The sequence below is a fragment of the uncultured Desulfosarcina sp. genome (genome assembly GCF_963664155.2).
Lineage (GTDB): Bacteria > Desulfobacterota > Desulfobacteria > Desulfobacterales > Desulfosarcinaceae > Desulfosarcina.
This window is the reverse complement of the sequence record NZ_CAXXXH010000001.1, coordinates 883265-903560: the sequence shown is the minus strand read 5'-3', so window position 1 is coordinate 903560 and position 20296 is coordinate 883265. Positions and strand designations below refer to the sequence as shown.

The window sequence follows — 20296 nt, the reverse complement described above, 5'->3', positions numbered from 1 at the left end:
TGGACCCCAAAAACTGGACAATGTGCTAAGCTATGAGTCAGACCAAAAATGAGGAGGATCTGACGATGGGTAACAAGCGCAAATCACACAGTCCACAGTTCAAAGCCAAGGTCGCTCTGGCTGCCATTCAGAACGAAGAAACCGCAGCACAGTTGGCCAGTCGATTTGGTGTTCACCCCACCATGATTTCCACCTGGAAGCGGCAGATGCTCGACGGTGCAGCCGATATCTTCGATAAAAGCCACCGATCCAGAAAACAGGCCGATGCCCAAACCGCCGAACTGTACCGCCAGATCGGTCAACTCAAGGTGGAAAACGATTTTTTAGCACGCAAGCTCAGCAGCTGAATCGCAAACAGCGTAAATCCATGATCGATCCGTTGGATCGGCAGCTGAGCGTTTCCCGGCAGTGTGAACTAATCGATCTTAGCCGGTCATCCTATTACTACCAACCCATACCCATAAGCCAAGAAGAGCTGGAACTGATGCGCAAGATCGACGAACTGTATCTTACCAATCCATCCTCGGGCAGCCGAACGATCAGCCGCCAGCTGGATCGTCAGGGCATAACAGCCAATCGCAAACGGGTTCAGCGGCTGATGCGATTAATGGGTATCGAGGCGGTGTATCCCAAACCGCGGACCAGCCGCCCCCATCCCCAGCATAAGGTATATCCTTATCTGCTAAGGGGTATGACCATCAGTCGCACCAATCAGGTTTGGGCCAGCGACATCACTTTCATCCCCATGGCCAGTGGGTACATGTATCTGGTGGCGATCATGGACTGGCACAGCCGCAAGGTGCTCGCCTGGCGGATATCCAACACCCTGGACAGCGCCTTTTGTATCGATGCCCTTAAAGAGGCGTTGAGCCGCTATGAGCCACCGGAAATCTTCAATACCGACCAAGGGGCTCAATTTACCAGCAACGCGTTCACCAAGGTTCTCATCGATAACAAGGTCGCCATCAGTATGGATGGTCGGGGTCGTTGCCAGGACAATATATTCGTCGAGCGGCTGTGGTGGACCCTCAAACACCAATACATTTACTTGCACGCATTCGACACCGGTAAGGCGCTGCGGCAGGGTCTGGGCCGGTGGCTCGATTATTACAATCACGAACGGGGCCATTCGGCCCTTGACGACAGAACCCCGGATGAGGTTTATTACGGTCTGCCCCATCCTTTCGCCGAGGCTGCCTGATGCCTTTTTATCTTTTAAAAAGCTCTCGGCTCATAGCTTATTCTACCCCTCAGGCTGTCCAGCCGATGGGGTCCACCTCCCGGCATCAGGACTGAATGATATGTAATCCAACAGATTGTGGTCGGCTAAGAAATTTTGCGAGTTATGATTACATATCGGTTTCTTTAGATATCAAAAAGTTATATTATTTTTGATAATTGAGATCATCCTAGATTAGCGGTTCTTGTCAAGAACCAAGATATCCAAGAAAATCTGCGGTTTTCAAAGCACCCCTATATTCGGTAAAAGGGACCGAAAACTATCTTCGGGATCTCTGGACGTCACAATTGAGAGAACCAGTCGATCAATTGCCTGGCAATACTAATTTGGGGTGGTATTTGGGGGAGTTCCTCTTTTGAAAACCATGCGGCTTCGATGATTTCCGAGCCATCAATTACAATTTCCCCGGCAGCATAATCCGATACGAATGCAATCATGAGAGAGTCGGGAAAAGGCCAGGGCTGGCTGCCGAAGTATCGAACGTTTTTGACGGTAATGCCGACCTCTTCTTTAATTTCTCTTTTAACGCATTCCTCCAATGATTCTCCGGGTTCCACAAAACCTGCCAGAACGCTGTAAAAAGGCCCCTTAAAATGTCGGTTGCGGGCTAAAAGAATCCGGTTGTCTTTAATAATCGCTACGATGACAGCTGGGGATAGGCGAGGGTAATTGATATGTTGGCATCGGGGGCATATCTTTGCCCGTTCGTCCGTTTTATCTTCAGTTTCCTGACCGCATTTTCCACAATATCGGTGAGTAAGATGCCAATACAACAGCTGATTACCATGGCCCGCAATCCAGATTAATGGTTCCGGAATTAATCCGAAAAGCGTTCGCAAATGGGTTAGTTTGAAATTTGCATCAAAGGAATTACCCGGTTCCAGCGCACCCGCGTAGCATGGCTGCCCGTCCAGGGATCCCAGATACAATTTATAGGAGAGTGAGATTTGAAGGGCTTCCAGGTCAGCTGCATCCGGGATACTGAACCGATCTGCATTGATTTTGGTTAGTAGACAGCCCTTGTCGAGGATGAACCAGAGAGCGGGGCCAGACTGACTGCGTGTAGGTTTGAAATCCGGCTTAAAAATCATTTTCTTGCTGACTCCTGCCTGCTGGCCCCCGAGATTTTGGATGACATTCAAAAATTGGTCTATAGCTCTTTTCAAGGGCAGCCAACGCCTGGTACCATAAGCCAGACGCCTTTACTTCTCCGTTTCTTCCGGTCTCGGCCCATACAGGCATTCCACATACTTCTGCCGCTGGACCTGCCGGTCGCCGAAGATGGGATGGAGCTTGAGTTCCGGGGAAAATTCGCTGGCCGGGACCGTCCGGCCCAGGGCTTCGGCCATGGCCCGAACGTGGTGGGGGCCGGCCCCGCAGCAGATGCCGATGTAGTTGATGCCCATGTCCCTTGCCGTTATCGCGAAATCGGCCATTTCAAACCGGCTCAACAAAAAGGGATCCAGCGCCACGGGGAAGGCGTTTTTGCCATCCTCACCCCGCAGATCGAAAAAGCAGGGTTGCCGGTCATGGGTGCGGTAAGGCACCGGCAAGGCGGCCACGTGGCCGGAAACCGTTTGGCGGATCTGCTCAAGAATCGGCAGCATGGTTTTCGGTCCCCGGCCGCAATTGAGCCCGACCACATCGGCGCCATTATCTTCCAACCGCTTGCACGCCTCGGCTAAAGAAAAGCCGTCGCAGGTGTTTTGGGCCACCGGACTGAAGGTGATGACCGCCGGCAGGTCGACCCGCTTGATCTCCTCCAGTGACAGTAAGGCTTCGCCATAATGGCTGAAGGTTTCGGCGATGATGAAATCCGCACCTCCTGCCTTGGCCCACTGGACTTGCTCACGGAAAATCTGCCGGACCTTTTCCTCGGATGCTTTCAGGTCCGACGGGTCATATTCCCAGGTATTGCAGATGTTGCCGGCGACCAGTGCCCCGGTTTCCCGGGCCGCTTCGACGGCCAGTTCGAGGGCTTTGACGTTCAATTGCTCCAGGGCGTTTTCGATGCCGATGGACTGCAGTTTCGAGCGGTGCGCGTAATAGGTGCAGGCCACGACCACGTCGGTGCCCGCGCGGACGAATTCCCGGTGCAGGCCCTGCACCGCTTCTGGATATTTGAGTACCGCCTCAGGGACGAATGGGCCGGCCTTTAAAAAGCCCCTGCGCTCCAGTTCGAAAATATAACCTTCGGCGACCAAAACGGTGCCCGCATTGAGCCTTTCCGTCAGCGTTGTCTGGTTTAGTTCAGTCATTGATTTCTCCATCTTTACATTCGGGTAATGGCATTTGAGATCTATTTGAGAAAATACATCAACTCAACTCAATTCACTATAAGCGAATTTTTTGTGTTGCACAAACGGGAAACTCCCTCGGTGAAAAATATATAACATAAATGTCCATTGATACATGAAAAATAACGGTAATGTATCTGTATGTGTCAGCACCCCCGAGCCCTGTAAATGTAGAAAAAAATGTGAAAACGGAAGGTTAACTTGTTCATGTGATAATTTTTTTTCTTGGCATGTATGTTGTAGTAGTCTGGGTTACCTTTGGGATTTGATGGTGAAACGTGAAGGACTGGGCTTTCCGGACAGTTACAGAATACTGTTGCCGGAACTGATCCTGCCAACCGCATCTATAATACGGTCGTATGGAAGACAATATATTCGAACTGGAGTTAAAGACGCTCTATGCCATCAGCCAGAAGATCGGTCAGGTGCTGGACCTTGATCATACGCTGATGACCATTCTTGAGATTCTTTCGACAAAGCTCTCCATGGAGCGCGGTACGATCACGTTGAAGGACAGAGAGACCGGACTGCTCAGAATCATCGCTTCCCACGGCCTCGATCCCACAGAACAGGAACGGGGGATATACCAGCCCGGCGAGGGGGTTACCGGTGCCATTTTCGATACCGCCCAGCCCTTTGCGGTTCCCGATATCGGCAAGGAACCGCTCTTTCTGAACCGCACCCAGGCACGCCGCCTGACCAAAAACAGCCTGGCTTTTATCGGTGTGCCCATCGTGTTGAACAATGAACCCATCGGCGTGTTCAGTGTGGACCGCCTTTTCGGCCCTGAAGTGGATTTTAAGGAGGACATTCGCTTTCTTTCCATCGTGGCAGCACTGATGGCCCAATTTGTCCAGCTTAACCGCCAGGTAGAGCGGCGGGAAGCGCACCTGGTCACGGAAAACCGAAGCCTGCGGGCGGAGGTATCGGCCAAATACAATCACTTTTTTGCGGTGGGGGTCAGCCCGGCCATGCAGGGCCTGAACAAAATGATCCGCAAGGTCGCGCCCAGCCGCGCCTCGGTGCTGTTGCTCGGTGAATCGGGCACCGGAAAAACGCTCACGGCCCGGATCATCCACGAGCTGAGCCAGCGCAGCAGAAATCCTTTTGCCAAGGTAAACTGTGCCGCGCTGCCCGACAATCTTATCGAGTCAGAGCTGTTCGGTCATGAAAAAGGGGCCTTTACCGGTGCCACCCAACTGAAAAGGGGGCGCCTGGAAGAGGCGAACAGCGGGACCGTCTTCCTGGATGAAGTCGGAGAACTGCCCCTTCCGGTACAGGCCAAACTGCTGCGGTTCCTGCAGGAAAGGGAATTCGAACGCCTGGGCAGCACCCGGACCCGAAAAGTGGATGTGCGCATCGTGGCCGCCACCAACATCGATCTGAATCAGGCGGTGGAAGACGGCCGATTCCGGTCGGATCTTTTTTACCGGTTGAATGTTTTTCCCATTGCGATCCCCCCGTTGCGGCAACGCAAGGCCGATCTTCCCTTACTGGTGGACTATTTCATTGCCAAAACAGCCCGGGAATACGGCCGCCAGTTCTTCTTCTCTTCAGAATGCACGGAAATCCTGGCCGGCTATAATTGGCCGGGAAATGTCCGTGAATTAGAAAACCTCATCGAGCGGGTGGCCATTATGGCCGAGTCCGACCAGATCGAGGCCGGTATGCTTCCGGCTTACCTGTTCAGCTGCAGCCGGACAACGGGTTGCGAGGCGCTGCCGTCGCCCGCAGTTTCCAAACTTGAGATGATGGAAAGGGAAACCTTACTGGGGGCTTTGGCGCGAAACGACTGGGTCCAGCAGAAAGCCGCCCGGGAGATCGGCCTGACACTCCGTCAGATGGGCTATCGGGTAAAAAAATATGAGTTTGACAAGGTCATTCGAAAGAACAAGCGTCAAAATCTGCAACTCAAAAAACTCTCCAATTAATCTTTTTTATTTCTCCAGAAAAACCCGATATTACTCATCTTTCTATATGGAGCCTCACAGGTTTCATATTTAATTCGACAGTTCAACTGCGCAGAAACCCCCGACTTTCAGGCCGGCATTCTGTTGGTCCATCAAGCCCGTGTGGATAGCGATTCACTATGGACCAGTGGGTCAATCAGAATACGTATGCCTTAAACACGATCATCTACAAACTTGTAGATAACCGATCTACAATCTTGTAGGTGGTCGCGTATGAGACGGTGAAAAATGATCCGAAAAAAGAGATCTTTGAACTGTCATTTTAATAGTCTTTAATTATAGTTGGCGCATTCCAATCGGATCGATTACTTCTCTGGCATGCCAGTTGCTGTACTACCAGTTATCAGGTTTCCGGACGAGATACAGTATAACCCTGGCAGAAAAAGGAAAAAGAAATGAGAAAAATCGCAATTTACGGCAAAGGCGGGATCGGTAAATCCACCACCACCCAAAATACGGTAGCGGGTCTGGCGGAGATGGGCAAGAAGATCATGGTCGTCGGCTGCGACCCCAAGGCGGACTCCACCCGACTGCTTTTGAACGGCCTGGCCCAACGAACCGTTTTGGATACCCTTAGGGAAGAAGGCGAAGACGTAGAGTTGGAAGATGTCCGCAAGCGGGGGTTTGGTGATACCATGTGTACTGAATCCGGTGGGCCCGAGCCGGGTGTGGGCTGTGCCGGTCGCGGTATCATCACTTCCATCAATCTCCTCGAACAATTGGGTGCCTATTCCGAAAGTGAAAACTTGGATTATGTGTTTTACGATGTGCTGGGAGATGTGGTCTGCGGCGGCTTTGCCATGCCCATGCGGGAAGGAAAAGCTCAGGAGATCTACATTGTTGTTTCCGGTGAGATGATGGCCATGTATGCGGCCAACAACATCTGCAAGGGAATTGTCAAATTTGCCGAAGCCGGCGGTGTTCGTTTAGCGGGCCTGATCTGTAACAGCCGCAAGGTGGACAACGAACAGGAGATGATCCTGGCGCTGGCTGATAAGCTGGGCACCCAGATGATCCATTTCGTGCCCCGTGAAAACATGGTCCAGCGTGCCGAGATCAACCGCCAGACCGTGATTGAATTTGACGGGGCCCACCCCCAGGCTGAGGAGTACAGAACCTTGGCGAAGAAGATCGATGCCAATGAAAATCGTGTCATCCCAAAGCCTCTTGCGATGGACGAACTGGAAAAACTGCTGATAGATTATGGCATCGCCGCCTGATGGTCAATCAGAAACGGCATCTTTTAGCCCAGGCCGGCGTTCTCGTTCGGCTGAACACGTAGTGACGCTTCAGCGCTATCCTCGACGTAGCGCTGCTACGCCTGCGGTTTCAACCTCGCTGCGGCCTTGGCCTGAACCAAAATCTACCATTTCTGATTGACCACTACCGATTAAAACAAAAGCTGATAGGAGAAAAAAGACCATGATTATGATTCGTTCCATCGTCCGTCCAGACAAGGTTGACAATGTGCTGGCCGCCCTCATGGAGGCCGGGTTTCCCGGTGTGACCAAAATGTCCGTAGTGGGACGCGGCAAACAGCGCGGCATAAAGATTGGTGAGATTACCTACGATGAAATACCCAAGGAGATGCTGCTTACCGTGGTCAAGGAAAACGACAAAGAGTTCGCCATTCGTACCATTATCAAGGCCGCCCGTACCGGAGAAAAAGGTGCTTTCGGTGACGGAAGAATTTTTATCGTACCGGTGGTAGAAGCTTACACTATCAGTTCCGGCATCAAAGAGACAACCGACGGCAAGACGGAAGAGGTGGCAATATGAAAGAGCTGATTGCCATCGTTCGCATGAACATGATGAACAAGACCAAACAGGCGCTGGCTGATGCCGGACTGGGATCCATTACCGCCCGTGATGCTCTGGGGCGGGGTAAAGGTATCGTTGACTTGCAGCTGTTGAAGGGAGCCGAACGTGGTTATGAGGAAGCCATCGCCCAATTGGGTCAGAGCCAGCGGCTCATCCCCAAACGCGCTTTGCTGATGGTGGTCAACGACGACCTGGTGGAAAAAGCGGTGAAGACTATCATCAAGACCAACCGCACCGGCAAATCAGGTGACGGAATGATTTTTGTGGTGCCCTGCCAGGAGGCCGTCCGGGTACGCACCGGAGAGCGGGGAGAGGATACGCTGGATGAAGGCTAAGCGCACAAATGGCATCTTTTGGCCCAGGCCGGTGTTCTCGCTCAGTTGAGCACGCAGTGAAGCTTCAGCGCTATCCTCGACGTAGCGCTACTACCCCTGCGGTTTCAACATCGCTGCGGCCTTGGCCTGAACCAAAAGCTACCATTTGTGAACAGGCGCCCGTCTGAAAAAATCAGATGATTGATCATCACATATAGATGAATTAGGAGGACTTCTCATGGCTATGGCCCCAGATGAAAATAAAACGAAAGATGTCAAACTGGACAGGCATGACCCGGAGACAGTAAAAGCCAGGTTACTGGCCAAATACCCGCCCAAGGTAGCCCGCAAGCGCGCCAAACAGATCGTGGTCAACAAGGTCGATCCCGACGGACAGGTACCGGTGATCAGCTCCAACGTGCGCACGGTACCCGGTCTCATGGGGCAGCGTGGCTGTTGCTATGCCGGCTGCAAAGGCGTTGTTTTGGGTCCTACGCGGGACATCATCAATATCACCCACGGCCCTATCGGCTGCGGCTATTATAGCTGGTTGACCCGCCGCAACCAGACGGACCCGGACAGCACGGCCGATGGTCACAACTTCATGCCCTATTGTTTTTCCACGGACATGCAGGACCGAGAAATTATATTCGGCGGTGAAAAGAAACTCAAGCAGGCCATTCAGGAGGCTTACGACAACTTCAAACCCAAGGCTATTGGTGTCTTCGCCACCTGTCCGGTGGGGCTCATTGGTGACGATGTTCATGCGGTCTGCCGCGAAATGAAAGAAAAACTGGGCATCAACATTTTCGGCTTTTCCTGTGAAGGGTACAAGGGGGTCAGCCAGAGTGCAGGCCACCACATCGCCAACAACGGCATTTTCAAACATGTGGTCGGCCTTGACGACACTATCGGGGAGGGCAAATACCGCATCAATCTGTTGGGCGAGTATAACATCGGCGGTGACGCCTTTGAAATCGAACGGTTGTTCAAACGCTGCGGCATCACCCTGGTTTCCTCATATAGTGGCAACTCCAGCATTGACGCTTTCGCCAATTCCCACACCGCCGATCTCAACCTGATCATGTGCCACCGCTCGATCAACTACGTGGCCGAAATGATGCAGACCAAATTCGGCGTACCCTGGGTCAAGGTCAATTTCATCGGTGCGGCCGCCACGGCCAAATCCCTGCGCAAGATCGCCCAATACTTCGATGAGCAAGAGCTTACCGACAAGGTGGAACAGGTCATTGCTGAAGAGTTGCCGGCCGTCGAGGCCGCCTGTGCAGAAGTGTACCCGCGGACACAAGGCAAACGGGCCATGCTCTTCGTTGGCGGCTCCCGCGCCCACCACTACCAAGAACTGTTTGCCGAATTGGGCATGAAAACCATTTCCGCCGGTTATGAGTTCGGTCACCGCGACGATTACGAAGGCCGCAAAGTTCTTCCGGGCATTAAGGTGGATGCGGACAGCCGCAACATCGAGGAGCTTGAAATCACACCTGACCCCGAACGCTTCAAACCGCGCATCAGTGACGCCAAAAAAGCGGAGATAGAGGCGAAAGGGCTGAAGTTCGGCGAATACGATGGCATGATGCCCGAGATGCCTGACGGAACGATGGTGATCGACGATCTGAGCCAGTATGAAACCGACCAGTTGATCAAGATCTTCAAACCCGATCTCTTCTGCGCCGGCATCAAGGAAAAGTACACTGTACAAAAGCACGGCATCCCCTTGAAGCAGCTTCACAGCTATGATTACGGCGGACCTTACGCCGGGTTCACGGGTGCCGTCAATTTTTACAATGAAATCGACCGGATGGTTAACAGCCGGGTGTGGCAGTACATGCGTACACCCTGGCAGGAAAACCCGGAGTTGTCGGCCACCTATGCCTGGGAATAGAAGGTTTCCATCCACAAAAAACATATTTCGTCCCAGGCCAGCGTTCTCACAATTTTGAAATTCTGGACGTAGCGCTGCTACGGCTGCGGTTTAAAAACCGCTGCGGCCTTGGCCTGAACCAAAATCCACCAATTCTGGATTGGGAACACCAAACGTTGCCCATCTAAAATCTCCAAACCGAACGATAAGAGGAGATCAAAATCTCATGTTACTCAGACACACCCCCATCGAAATCAAGGAACGCAGCGCTCTGACCGTCAACCCGGCCAAAACCTGCCAGCCCATCGGGGCGATGTACGCCGCCTTGGGCATCCACGGCTGTCTGCCCCACAGCCATGGCTCCCAAGGCTGTTATGCCTATCACCGCAGCGCCCTGACCCGCCATTTCAAGGAACCGGTGGTGGCGGCCACCAGCGCATTTACCGAAGGCGCGTCGGTGTTCGGCGGACAGGCCAACCTGGTGCAGGCCATCGACAATATCTTCGCCGTGTACAATCCCCAGGTAATCGCCGTGCATACCACCTGCCTGTCCGAGACCATCGGCGACGACGTTACGCAGATCGTTGCCAAGGCCAAGGCGGACGGCAAGGTCCCCGAGGGGAAATTTGTATTTCATGCCAACACCCCCAGTTACGTGGGTTCCCATGTTACCGGTTTTGCCAGCATGACCAAGGCCATGGTTGATTACTATGCCGAATCCAACGGGCACAAGCAGAAAACCATCAACCTGATTCCAGGATACGTGGAGCCTTCTGACATGACTGAGATCAGGCGTATCGCAGAGGTTATGGGTATCCCGACCATTATGTTTCCGGACACGTCCAAGGTGCTCAACGGTCCGCTAACCGGTAAATATAAGATGTTCCCCGAAGGCGGTGTCACCATCGAGGAATTGACCAAAATTGGCAGCAGTACGGGCACCATCGCTCTTGGCCGAACCGCCTCCATGCCGGCAGCCCGGGCCCTGGATGCCAAATGCAAGGTGCCCTGCGAGATACTGGGATTGCCCATTGGCCTGCATGGCACAGATGCTTTCGTAGACACGTTGCGCCGTATGGCCGGCGTAAACGTTCCCGACGCGCTGAACTTGGAGCGCGGCCAGCTGGTGGACATAATATCCGACTGGCACCAGTATCTGTATGGCAAGCGGGTGGCCATCGTCGGCGACCCGGATCAAGTCCTGGCCCTGACCCGATTTCTGGTCTCGCTGGACATGCGGCCGGTGCACATCATCACCGGCAGTCCGGCCGGCAAGAAGTATGAGAAATCCTTGCGGGAAGCCGTATCCGAAAGTCCCGTAGCAGCCAATATCAAAGTGCCCGGCGACATGTTGCTTTTCCATCAGCTGATCAAGAATGATCCCGTGGACCTGATTATCGGCAACACCTACGCCAAATATATTGCCAAGGATGAAGACATTCCACTGGTACGGTATGGTTTTCCCATATACGACCGCATGGGTCACAGTTACTTCTCAACCATGGGTTACCGCGGTGCCATGCGACTAATGGAGAGAATGCTCGATGCCATATTGGATCGCAAGGACCGCGATGCCACTGATATTGACATGGAACTGGTCATGTAGGGCTGTAATTCCGGATTGAGGAATTAAGCGATTGAGGGATTGTAGGTACGGCTTCCGTCTGCAACCCGATTCTGGAATATAAAAATGCGATTTCCAACCTCTGACTTCGGATAAACAGGAGAAAAGCGATGCCTTCCATACCCATTCTCGAAGCACGTCAGTCCCAGATCCATCTCAAGGGCAGTGAGCCCTTCGAGATGACCTGCGGCAGGCACAGCCTGGCCGGTTCGGTCAGCCAGCGGGCATGCGTGTTCTGCGGTTCCCGGGTGGTGCTGTACCCCATCGCCGATGCATTGCATCTGATCCACGGGCCTATCGGCTGCGCTGCCTACACCTGGGATATTCGCGGGGCGCTCTCCTCCGGACCCGAACTGCACCGCATGAGTTTTTCCACCGACCTTCGCGAAAGGGATGTCATCTTCGGTGGTGAGAAAAAATTGGACGCCGCCCTGGGTGAACTGATCGATACGTATCAACCCAGGGCCGCCTTCGTTTATTCCACCTGCATCGTCGGCATCATCGGCGACGATGTGGCCGCCGTGTGCAGCAAACTGGAGAAGGAGAAGGGGATTCCGGTGCTGCCGGTCCATTCAGAAGGATTCAAAGGCACCAAGAAAGACGGCTACAAGGCCGCTTGTGACGCCCTGTTCAAGCTGGTGGGCACCGGCAGTACGGCAGATGTCTCACCGGTAAGCATCAACATCCTGGGTGAGTTCAACATCGGCGGGGAAGCCTGGTTGATCAAGAAGTATTACGAGAAGATGGGGGTTGAGGTCGTCGCCATCATGACCGGCGACGGCCGTGTAGACCAGGTGCGCCGCAGCCACGGTGCCGCCCTCAACGTGGTGCAGTGTTCCGGGGCGCTGACCTTTCTGGCCGAGATGATGAAGGAGGCTTACGGTATTCCATACATCCGCGCCTCTTATTTCGGTATCGATGACATGGCCAAGGCGTTATACGACGTAGCCGATCATTTCAACGCGGTTCCGGAAATCAAAACCCGCACCCGCGACATCGTGCGCAGCGAAGTGGAGGCGATCATGCCCGAGATCAACCGCATCAAAGCCGACCTTGCCGGCAAGCGGGCAGCCATCTATGTGGGCGGCGCCTTCAAGGCCTTCTCCCTGATCAAGGCCCTGCGCTACCTGGGAATGTATGTCGTGATGGTGGGTTCCCAGACCGGTAATGAGAGCGACTACGCCACATTGCGCGAAATGTGCGAAGACGGGACCATCATTCTCGATGACGCCAACCCTTTGGAGCTGTCCAAATATATTGTCGAGAAAAAGGCCGACCTGTTTATTGGCGGCGTCAAGGAGCGGCCCATCGCTTTTAAGATGGGGATCGGTTTTTGTGACCACAATCATGAACGCAAAATTCCCCTGGCCGGTTTTGCCGGTATGCTAGAATTCGCGCGGGAGGTGCACAAGTCGACAACCAGTCCGGTTTGGCAGTTTGCGCCGGCACGAAGGTTTCAAGAGCTGGAAGACTCCAGATCCAACGTTGCCGAGGGATCGCAGTAGTCCCTGCTACGGCTTCACCCTCGGCGCCTTGACTCTGAAGCCCTCCGGCTCTCGAATGGTAGAAGTAAATTGCTGGTGGAAGTCCCACCAAGGAGGTATCCCATGAGGTCCGTTCATCAGAAAGAGAATTTCAGCGCTACCCAAAATGCCTGCAACTTGTGCGCGCCTCTGGGGGCGGCCTTCGCGTTCAAAGGCATCGCTAATGCCATACCCTTGCTGCATGGTTCTCAGGGTTGCTCAACTTACATCCGACGATACATGATCAGCCACTTCAAGGAGCCGCTGGATATCGCCTGTTCCAACTTTGGTGAGGAAACGGCCATCTTTGGCGGTGGCGCAAACTTGAAACTGGCCATCGATAATATCCGCAAACAGTACAACCCCGAATTGATCGGGGTGGCGACCACCTGCCTGTCGGAGACCATCGGAGATGATGTCCCCATGTTTGTCAAGGCGTATCAGGATGCATGCCGAGATGAAGCATTACCGGCCCTGGTGCATGTCTCCACGCCTAGTTACCAGGGAACTCACATGCAGGGTTTTCATGGTGCCGTGCGTGCCTTGATTGTGACGCTGGCCGAATCAACCAGCGCATGCGAGAACCCGTCGGTGAACCTGTTCCCCGGTATGGTGTCGCCTGCGGATCTGCGCTACTTGAAAGCGATTCTGGACGCCTTTGATTTAGACTATACCTTGGTACCAGACTATAGCGATACCCTCAACGGCCCCTTGTGGACGGAATACCAGACGATTCCCCAAGGCGGTACCAGCGTCAGGGCGTTGCGTCGTACGGGGGATGCCATCGTCAGTATTGAGTGCGGGCTGGTCCTGGCCGGAGAAAAAGAAACGGCCGGCACCTGGCTGCAGGATCGCTTTGGTGTTGTACTACAGCGGATAGGACTTCCTATTGGTATCCGCCAGAGTGACCAATTCTTCGAATTGCTCTCCACGGTCAGCGGCCGGCCGGTACCCTCGCTGATTACTGCCCAGCGTGGTCGTCTGCTGGATGCCATGGTGGATGGTCACAAACATCTGAACGGTGTGCGTGCTGCCCTTTTCGGCGAGGAAGACCTGGTGGCCGGACTGGCCGCTTTCTGCGGGGAACTGGGCATCATCCCCGTCCTGTGCGCCACCGGCGGCGGCAACCGGCGTTTTGAACAAACCGTAAAACACGTGGTGCCGCAGCGCTACCATGATCAGATGCAGATATTGGAAGATGTGGATTTCGTGACTATCGAAAAAACCATAGAAAAGATCGGCGTGGATCTGCTCATCGGCCACAGCAAGGGGTACACCATGTCCCGGCGGCTGAAACAGCCCCTGATCCGGGTGGGATTTCCCGTACACGACCGCGTGGACGGCAGTCGACTGCTGCATCTGGGCTATCGCGGCGCCCAGCAATTGTTCGACAGGATTGCCAACACATTGATTGAAATGAAACAGGATCAATCCGATGTCGGCTACACGTATATGTGACAGCGGACAGAGGTCAGAGGACGGAAGTCTGATATCAGAATTCCGCATTCCGGGATTGAGGAATCGAGGAATTGCAGGAGCGGCTTCCAGCCGAGATCGAAATCAAGGTCTCTGAACCCAGAACATAGAACCAGGAACCAACTATCATGAACTTAGACAACCATCCCTGCTTCAACCCCGGCGCCTGCAAATCTTTCGGACGGGTCCACCTGCCGGTGGCCCCCCGATGCAACATCCAATGCAAATTCTGCAACCGCAAATTCGACTGCGTAAACGAGACCCGTCCCGGGGTCACCAGCGCCGTGCTCTCTCCGGGCCAGGCCATGGTGTATCTGGAAGAAGTGTTTGTCCAAAAGGGCAATATTTCCGTGGTGGGCATTGCCGGCCCGGGAGATCCGTTTGCCAATCCGGAGGAAACCCTGGAGACCCTGTCAAGCGTGCGGTCCCGCTACCCGGAAACCATCCTGTGCGTGGCTACCAACGGTCTCAACCTGGCGCCCTATCTCGATGAACTGAAAAGGCTGAAAGTGAGTCATATCACCGTGACGGTCAATGCCGTAGATCCGGCCATCGGAGCGAAAATATATTCCTGGATGCGCGTGGGAAAACGGGTGGTACGTGCTGAGGAAGGGGCAGCGGTACTTCTGTCCCGCCAGCTTGAGGCGATCAAAGGCCTCAAAGACCGGGGCATTGTGGTCAAGGCCAACAGCATTATCCTGCCCGGCATCAATGAGGATCATATCGAGACCGTGGCGCGCCGTTTGTCCGGTCTCGGGGTGGACCTGTTTAATGCCATGCCTTACTACCCCAATGCCGGTTCCGAATTCGAGCATGTGGCCGAACCGAACAAGACGACCGTTGAAACGATCCGTAAAAAGGCGGGCGTGCATGTTAAACAGATGCGCCATTGCACACGCTGTCGCGCCGATGCCGTCGGCCTGCTGGGAGAGCCGACTGATCAAGGGTTGATGAACACCCTCACCGCCTGTAGGCGGCTGGATGTGAAAACACCCCGGATCGGCCGGGTGTCGCCGCGTCCCTGTGTGGCCGTGGCCAGCATGGAAGGGGTATTGGTAAACCAGCATTTGGGCGAAGCGGAAAAGCTACTGGTGTATGGGGAGAAGGAGGGCCAGGTTCAACTGTTGGAAGCCCGTGCCACCCCGGCCAAAGGTGGCGGCATGAACCGCTGGCAGGAGATGGCCGAAACCCTGTCGGACTGCAGCACACTGCTGGTCAGCGGGGTGGGGGGCAACCCACAGAAGGTGCTTTCGGCGGCCGGCATTAAGGTGCTGGAGATCGAAGGGCTTATCGATGAAGCCGTACGGGCTGTTTTTGCCTGCGAATCGCTGAGCCACATGGTCAAACGCACGCTGACTGCGTGTGGGGAGGCGTGTGGTGGAAATGGCATGGGCTGCGGCTAGCAGACTGCCGATAAACGGCGCCTCATGCCCTGATACGGCGTCCTCGCTGTTGGCCAATCCTCGACGTAGCGCTGCTACGCCTGCGATTGGCCAACAGACTGCGTCCTTTTCTGAGGACATGAGACTTGTTTCTCAGCAGCCTGCCAATCTGATCAGGTTAGTGAGAAGCATTTGAGTTGTCTTCACCCTTAAACTGAAAAAACATTAACGGAGGAGCAAATGGAAAAACCGGAACATCACATTTTTGTCTGTGCCAGCTTTCGTGCGGATGGCGAACCCAAGGGCGTCTGCCATAAAAAAGGGTCGGCGGCCCTTTTGCCCTACATCGAAAACGAAATTCTCGAACGCGGTCTGGATGCCCAGATCACCAGTACCGGCTGCATGAAGGCCTGCGACTATGGCCCGGTGATGGTTATCCAACCCAAAGGGCTCTGGTACGGCAACGTGGAAAGCGAAGATGCCGTGGATCAGATCCTGGATGCCCTGGAAGATGGTGAGATTGTCGACAATCTCCTGATTACTTAGCAACCATCCATTTTAGAGGATCAGGAAAATGTAAAAGGACCGATACAGGGAGATCATCATGCAGATTCAATCCATCACCGGCTGGCACGAGCATATTCTGGCGGGTAGCAAGTACCTGAAGACGGCCAGCAACGGGCGATCCCGTCCCGGCGTGTTCAACAACGAACTGATCTTCCAGTTGGCTGCCATGGCTATCGAAAACCTCATCGTCGGTGTATCACAATATCATCATCAGATGCCTGTCGACCATACCCTTTCCGGTTTGGTGGAGGCGTTGTCACCGGCTTGCCCCATGGATGCCGAACTGGCAGACAGGATCAAGGCGATTGAACAAATCGATGACATGTGCTCCCTGAAGCCCGTTCACCGCAACGCCCCTAGCGACATGGCTATCCAGGGGATATTGGCCGTCGGCCGTCAAGTGGTCGGCTTTGCCCGACAGCACGTTCCCTGGGGCGAGGTCGAACGATGAAATCCAAAATACCCAAGATGCCTGTTCGTATCATCGATACCACCTTGCGCGACGGAGAGCAGTCCCCCGGGGTTTCTTTCAGAATCAGGGAAAAGATCACCATCGTCCGCCTGCTGGACAGCGCCGGTGTGGATGAGTTGGAGGTGGGCATTCCGGCTATGGGGCCGCCGGCATGTGACGACATCCGTGAACTGGTGGCCCTTGAACCCGACTGCCTGCTTACCAGCTGGTGCCGGGCCATTGAAACGGACATCGACCTGGCTGCTCGTTGCGGTACCAGCGGGGTGCACATCAGTTTTCCGGTATCCTCGATTCTGCTGAAGGCCATGGACAAAACGCAAGGCTGGGTCTTGTCCCGGATTGCCGCTTTAATTCCACCGGCACTCCAGCGGTTCCAGATGGTGTCTGTGGGCGCACAAGATGCCTTCCGGGCGGATCCGAAATTTCTCGACGCCTTTGTCCGGGAAGCATCTGCGTGCGGTTCCCACCGGATACGCATCGCCGATACCGTGGGGCTGGCCAGGCCCTCCCAGGTGGCCGAAATGATCCGGCACTTGACTTGGCTGGCAGGTTCGACGGCCCTTGAATTTCACGGCCACAACGATCTGGGAATGGCTACGGCCAATACCGTTACCGCCATCGAAGCGGGCATCCCTGCCGTCAGTGTCACCGTCAACGGGATCGGCGAACGGGCCGGCAATGCCCCGCTGGAACAGGTGGCAGTGGCGGCAAGAACCATTGACGACCGAACCATCGCAATTGATTTGCGGAAACTCGTCAAGATCTGCCGGTTCGTTTTCCGGATCAGCAAACGTCCGATTCCGGCGGACCGTCCCATTACCGGAAAAGCCGTCTTCGATCACGAATCGGGCATTCATTGTGCCGCCGTATTGAGAGATCCCAATACCTACCAGCCATTTCCTCCAGAGATCCTGGGGCGAAAAGGCGCGCAGCTGGTGGTGGGTCGCCACAGCGGGTCGACCGTGATCAAACACGTCATGGAAAAAACCGGTGTGACCCTGGATGCTGAAAAAACCGAAAAGCTGCTGGTTGCCGTTCGGACCGAAGCCATGAGAAAAAGAACCTTCCTGTCTGCCCGTGAACTCGTTCAGCTATACCAACACACCTGTTCCTGATATTCATAAAATCGATACCATCTAAAACGAAGAACCCTCCTCACTGCATGCCGCGGGGAGGGTTCAATGAAAGTGCTTAGGAAATGGTCTGCGCAGAGCCTGCTCTTATTTTGAACGAGTTCCTTGATAGTCAAGTTGCTGGACCAAAAAGGATGGTCCACTTTCCTTAAGGTTCATGGAAATCGTTCCCGAGTTTTCCCGCCATTTTCTATCGGGCGGCAACCATTTCAGGAAAAAATTTCCTTCGATGGTCACGATTTTATTATCGTCATCATATGAAAATCGCTGCAATTCAATCTGGTATTCAATGGTTTCGATAAAATCGAAATTCTTTCGGTATTTTGGCAAAAGGCTTATAAATGGCTTGCCGTTTTCCACGGCGTCGGGAACAAAGAACGTGGTGAACTCACCCAAGTCTTTTGCAGCATAGGTGTTGCAATACTTTTGCAAAAACAAACGAAGTCTATTTTCCAGGCTGCTGTTATCCGGTTTCTTAACCGACGGAGCGGTGCTACCAATTGGTTCGATGGCGGGTTGGGGCTGAGTTTCTACTTTGGCGGCGATGGGCGGTACAGAATGGTTGACGGGTGATTCCGGTTCCGGCAGACTGCTTTTTTCTGCATGGCGATTACCCGAACTCGCCTTTTTGGATGATTCCTCGCCGATCGGTGGTGAAGATGGGGCCGTTGCCACGCTTTCCGATTTAGCGGCATTTACGCCTTGGGTGCCTGCAGTGTTCAACGCGTTGGTTCCTGATTTTCCGGCAGCATTGCCCACCGGCGTCACCGGGTTTGCTGGTGAACCGGCTTTGGAATCGGTAGGGACAGCGACCGCGACCACGGTCGCGCCAGTGCCCGCCCAGCCAGGTGTTATGGTCAATTCGTTTTCAACCGCAGGCGAATCAGTGGATGGGACGGCTTCCGTCGCAGCCTTGGCAGCAGGCACTGCTGTTCGGCCATCGATTCCCGTACCTGTAATCCGGGCAGGTGCTGCCTTTTGTGCAACCGTCTCGTTTCGAGGGGTCGGGTTTGGCTCTGCTTCCGGTTTGGTGGCCATGACGGCGACCACGGCCGCCGCCGCTTTGCCGGCTGCGGTCACAGGGCTGCCAACCACTGATGTATCGGTGGATGGGGCGGGTTCCAGAGCAGCTCCGGCCGCCGGTATTGCCGCTTGCCCATCGGTGCCTGGATTTGTATTTCGGGAAGGTGATGCCTTTTGCGCAACGGTTTCTTTTTTAGGGGGCGGGGAAACATTCGGTTCCGGCTTGGCAGCCAGGACAGCGGTCACGGCCGACTCAGCGCCCAACTCGCCAGGCACGGTCACTCCATCGTCCACTTCCATGAGATTGGGTATTGGGTCGGGTACAGGCTTGACTGGGGTTGTAACACTTGCCGTCAGTCGATCGGCGGATTCGATTTCATCCCCGAGGGCTGCTTTTTCCTGGGTGGCGTTTTCCTTAAAGGACGCTGTGGGGATGCTCTCATTTTTCGATGGCGCTTGGGTGGCCGGCTTTATTGTCCGGCGGGGTGCCGGCCACAGCAAATAGTAACTCGCCAGGGCGCCTATGACCATAAACAAGCCAATGACTATGAGATATCCCATAGATGCAGATCGAGGAGTTGCAGACCGGGGAGCTGCGGGCTGGCTTGTGTCGGTCCGCTTTCTTGCAGTTGGTTTTTGAAAATCGGTCCTGCTAAGCTTGAAGCCTGCTCGAATGTTCAGCTCTTGTTCACATTCATCGATCACAGTCGAATCGATTGAATTCACTCCGGATGCATAACCTGTCAATAAGGCATGATCGCAGATAACATTAATGGCGCGGGGAAAGCCGTCGGTGAATCTGAATATCTCACGAATCGCGCTGGGTTGGAAAATTTTATGGGTGGCGCCGGCCACCTTCAGACGGTGTTCAATGTATTGACCGGTTTCGGATTCAGTCAGCGGATTGATTTGATAGTTGATTGCGATCCGCTGGCGGATGGCTCGGCTGCTATCGGTCATTAACAACTTTATGAATTCGGGCTGGCCTACAAAAAAGATGTTAATCAGCTTTCGGTCGCTCAGTTCAATGTTGGAAAGAACCCTGATTTGATCCAACAGCTTGCCAGTCAACCGTTGGGCCTCGTCGACAATCAACAGCACTTTTTTATGATCCGAGTATGCTTTGTGGAGAAATTTTTCCAGCTCGATTAAAAATTCGCCTTTGCTGTGGCATCCGCTATCGATGTTGAATTCGACGGCCAGCAACTTGAAAAAATCGAGGATGCCCAACCCGGGATCAGTGATGTGGGCCACAATCGTCGATGAATCCAGATTGGTGATCAAACGATGAATCAGGGCGGTTTTACCCACCCCCACATCACCGGTTAGCAGCAGGAATCCCAAGTCCTCCAAAATGCCGTAATTCAACGTGGCAAGGGCTTCTTTGTGCTTTTCTCCGAGCCAGAGAAAGCGTGGCTCCGGGCTTAAATCAAAGGGTTTTGCTTTTAGATGATAGTGATCGAGGTACATGTGCCGTGGTTTAGCCGTTATCAATAAGATAGTGCACCGATTGATCCGATTTCCTTATCCGGTATCTTATACAACAAATCAATCAAGAGTCAAAATTAAAGC

16 protein-coding genes are annotated in these 20296 nt (G+C 54.0%); 13 read left to right on the top strand and 3 right to left on the bottom strand.

Features of this window, described 5'->3' with window-relative positions; all coding sequences use genetic code 11:
* Positions 1-65: 65 nt before the first annotated feature.
* A protein-coding gene (locus tag ACHZBS_RS04015) for an IS3 family transposase (protein WP_319405970.1) occupies positions 66-1201 on the top strand; the annotation gives its coding sequence in 2 pieces (ribosomal slippage) (positions 66-345 and positions 345-1201; 1137 coding nt in all).
* 320 nt (positions 1202-1521) lie between these two features.
* Here ACHZBS_RS04015 and nudC read toward each other — a convergent pair.
* Both nudC and ACHZBS_RS04005 read right to left on the bottom strand, forming a co-directional pair.
* Positions 1522-2406: an NAD(+) diphosphatase gene (gene nudC, locus ACHZBS_RS04010; RefSeq protein ID WP_319405240.1), complete on the bottom strand. Its 885-nt coding sequence runs from the start codon at positions 2404-2406 to the stop codon at positions 1522-1524.
* Between the two features lie 36 nt (positions 2407-2442).
* Positions 2443-3498, bottom strand: a complete 1056-nt coding sequence (locus ACHZBS_RS04005; RefSeq protein ID WP_319405239.1) for a homocysteine S-methyltransferase family protein — start codon at positions 3496-3498, stop codon at positions 2443-2445.
* Positions 3499-3896: 398 nt separating this feature from the next.
* Here ACHZBS_RS04005 and ACHZBS_RS04000 point away from each other — a divergent pair, with 398 nt between their 5' ends.
* The 12 genes from ACHZBS_RS04000 to ACHZBS_RS03945 all read left to right on the top strand — a co-directional run bounded on the left by ACHZBS_RS04000 (position 3897) and on the right by ACHZBS_RS03945 (position 17683).
* Positions 3897-5468, top strand: a complete 1572-nt coding sequence (locus ACHZBS_RS04000; RefSeq protein ID WP_319405238.1) for a sigma 54-interacting transcriptional regulator — start codon at positions 3897-3899, stop codon at positions 5466-5468.
* A gap of 434 nt (positions 5469-5902) precedes the next feature.
* Positions 5903-6727 carry a nitrogenase iron protein gene (gene nifH / locus ACHZBS_RS03995; protein WP_319405237.1) on the top strand — a complete coding sequence of 275 codons (825 nt, stop codon included), beginning with the start codon at positions 5903-5905 and terminating at the stop codon, positions 6725-6727.
* Between the two features lie 202 nt (positions 6728-6929).
* Positions 6930-7286 carry a P-II family nitrogen regulator gene (locus ACHZBS_RS03990; RefSeq protein ID WP_319405236.1) on the top strand — a complete coding sequence of 119 codons (357 nt, stop codon included), beginning with the start codon at positions 6930-6932 and terminating at the stop codon, positions 7284-7286.
* Positions 7283-7663 (top strand): P-II family nitrogen regulator, encoded by a 381-nt coding sequence (locus ACHZBS_RS03985; protein ID WP_319405235.1) that lies wholly within the window; start codon positions 7283-7285, stop codon positions 7661-7663. The genes ACHZBS_RS03990 and ACHZBS_RS03985 overlap by 4 nt, the downstream gene beginning before the upstream one ends.
* 217 nt (positions 7664-7880) lie before the next feature.
* The gene (gene nifD / locus ACHZBS_RS03980) at positions 7881-9545 is read left to right on the top strand and encodes a nitrogenase molybdenum-iron protein alpha chain (protein ID WP_319405234.1); all 1665 of its coding nucleotides are present in this window, start codon (positions 7881-7883) and stop codon (positions 9543-9545) included.
* Between the two features lie 205 nt (positions 9546-9750).
* Positions 9751-11130 carry a nitrogenase molybdenum-iron protein subunit beta gene (gene nifK / locus ACHZBS_RS03975; protein WP_319405233.1) on the top strand — a complete coding sequence of 460 codons (1380 nt, stop codon included), beginning with the start codon at positions 9751-9753 and terminating at the stop codon, positions 11128-11130.
* 128 nt (positions 11131-11258) lie between these two features.
* Positions 11259-12653 (top strand): nitrogenase iron-molybdenum cofactor biosynthesis protein NifE, encoded by a 1395-nt coding sequence (gene nifE, locus ACHZBS_RS03970; protein ID WP_319405232.1) that lies wholly within the window; start codon positions 11259-11261, stop codon positions 12651-12653.
* A gap of 102 nt (positions 12654-12755) precedes the next feature.
* The gene (locus tag ACHZBS_RS03965; protein WP_319405231.1) at positions 12756-14129 is read left to right on the top strand and encodes a nitrogenase component 1; all 1374 of its coding nucleotides are present in this window, start codon (positions 12756-12758) and stop codon (positions 14127-14129) included.
* Positions 14130-14275: 146 nt separating this feature from the next.
* The gene (locus ACHZBS_RS03960) at positions 14276-15550 is read left to right on the top strand and encodes a radical SAM protein (RefSeq protein ID WP_319405230.1); all 1275 of its coding nucleotides are present in this window, start codon (positions 14276-14278) and stop codon (positions 15548-15550) included.
* Between the two features lie 219 nt (positions 15551-15769).
* Positions 15770-16075: a (2Fe-2S) ferredoxin domain-containing protein gene (locus ACHZBS_RS03955; protein ID WP_319405229.1), complete on the top strand. Its 306-nt coding sequence runs from the start codon at positions 15770-15772 to the stop codon at positions 16073-16075.
* Between the two features lie 58 nt (positions 16076-16133).
* Positions 16134-16547: a hypothetical protein gene (locus tag ACHZBS_RS03950; RefSeq protein ID WP_319405228.1), complete on the top strand. Its 414-nt coding sequence runs from the start codon at positions 16134-16136 to the stop codon at positions 16545-16547.
* Positions 16544-17683, top strand: a complete 1140-nt coding sequence (locus ACHZBS_RS03945) for a hypothetical protein (protein ID WP_319405227.1) — start codon at positions 16544-16546, stop codon at positions 17681-17683. Before ACHZBS_RS03950 ends, ACHZBS_RS03945 begins: the two co-directional genes overlap by 4 nt.
* A 105-nt stretch (positions 17684-17788) precedes the next feature.
* Here the strand turns inward: ACHZBS_RS03945 and ACHZBS_RS03940 are convergent, their stop codons facing one another.
* Positions 17789-20194 (bottom strand): AAA family ATPase, encoded by a 2406-nt coding sequence (locus tag ACHZBS_RS03940; RefSeq protein ID WP_319405226.1) that lies wholly within the window; start codon positions 20192-20194, stop codon positions 17789-17791.
* Between the last annotated feature and the right edge of the window lie 102 nt (positions 20195-20296).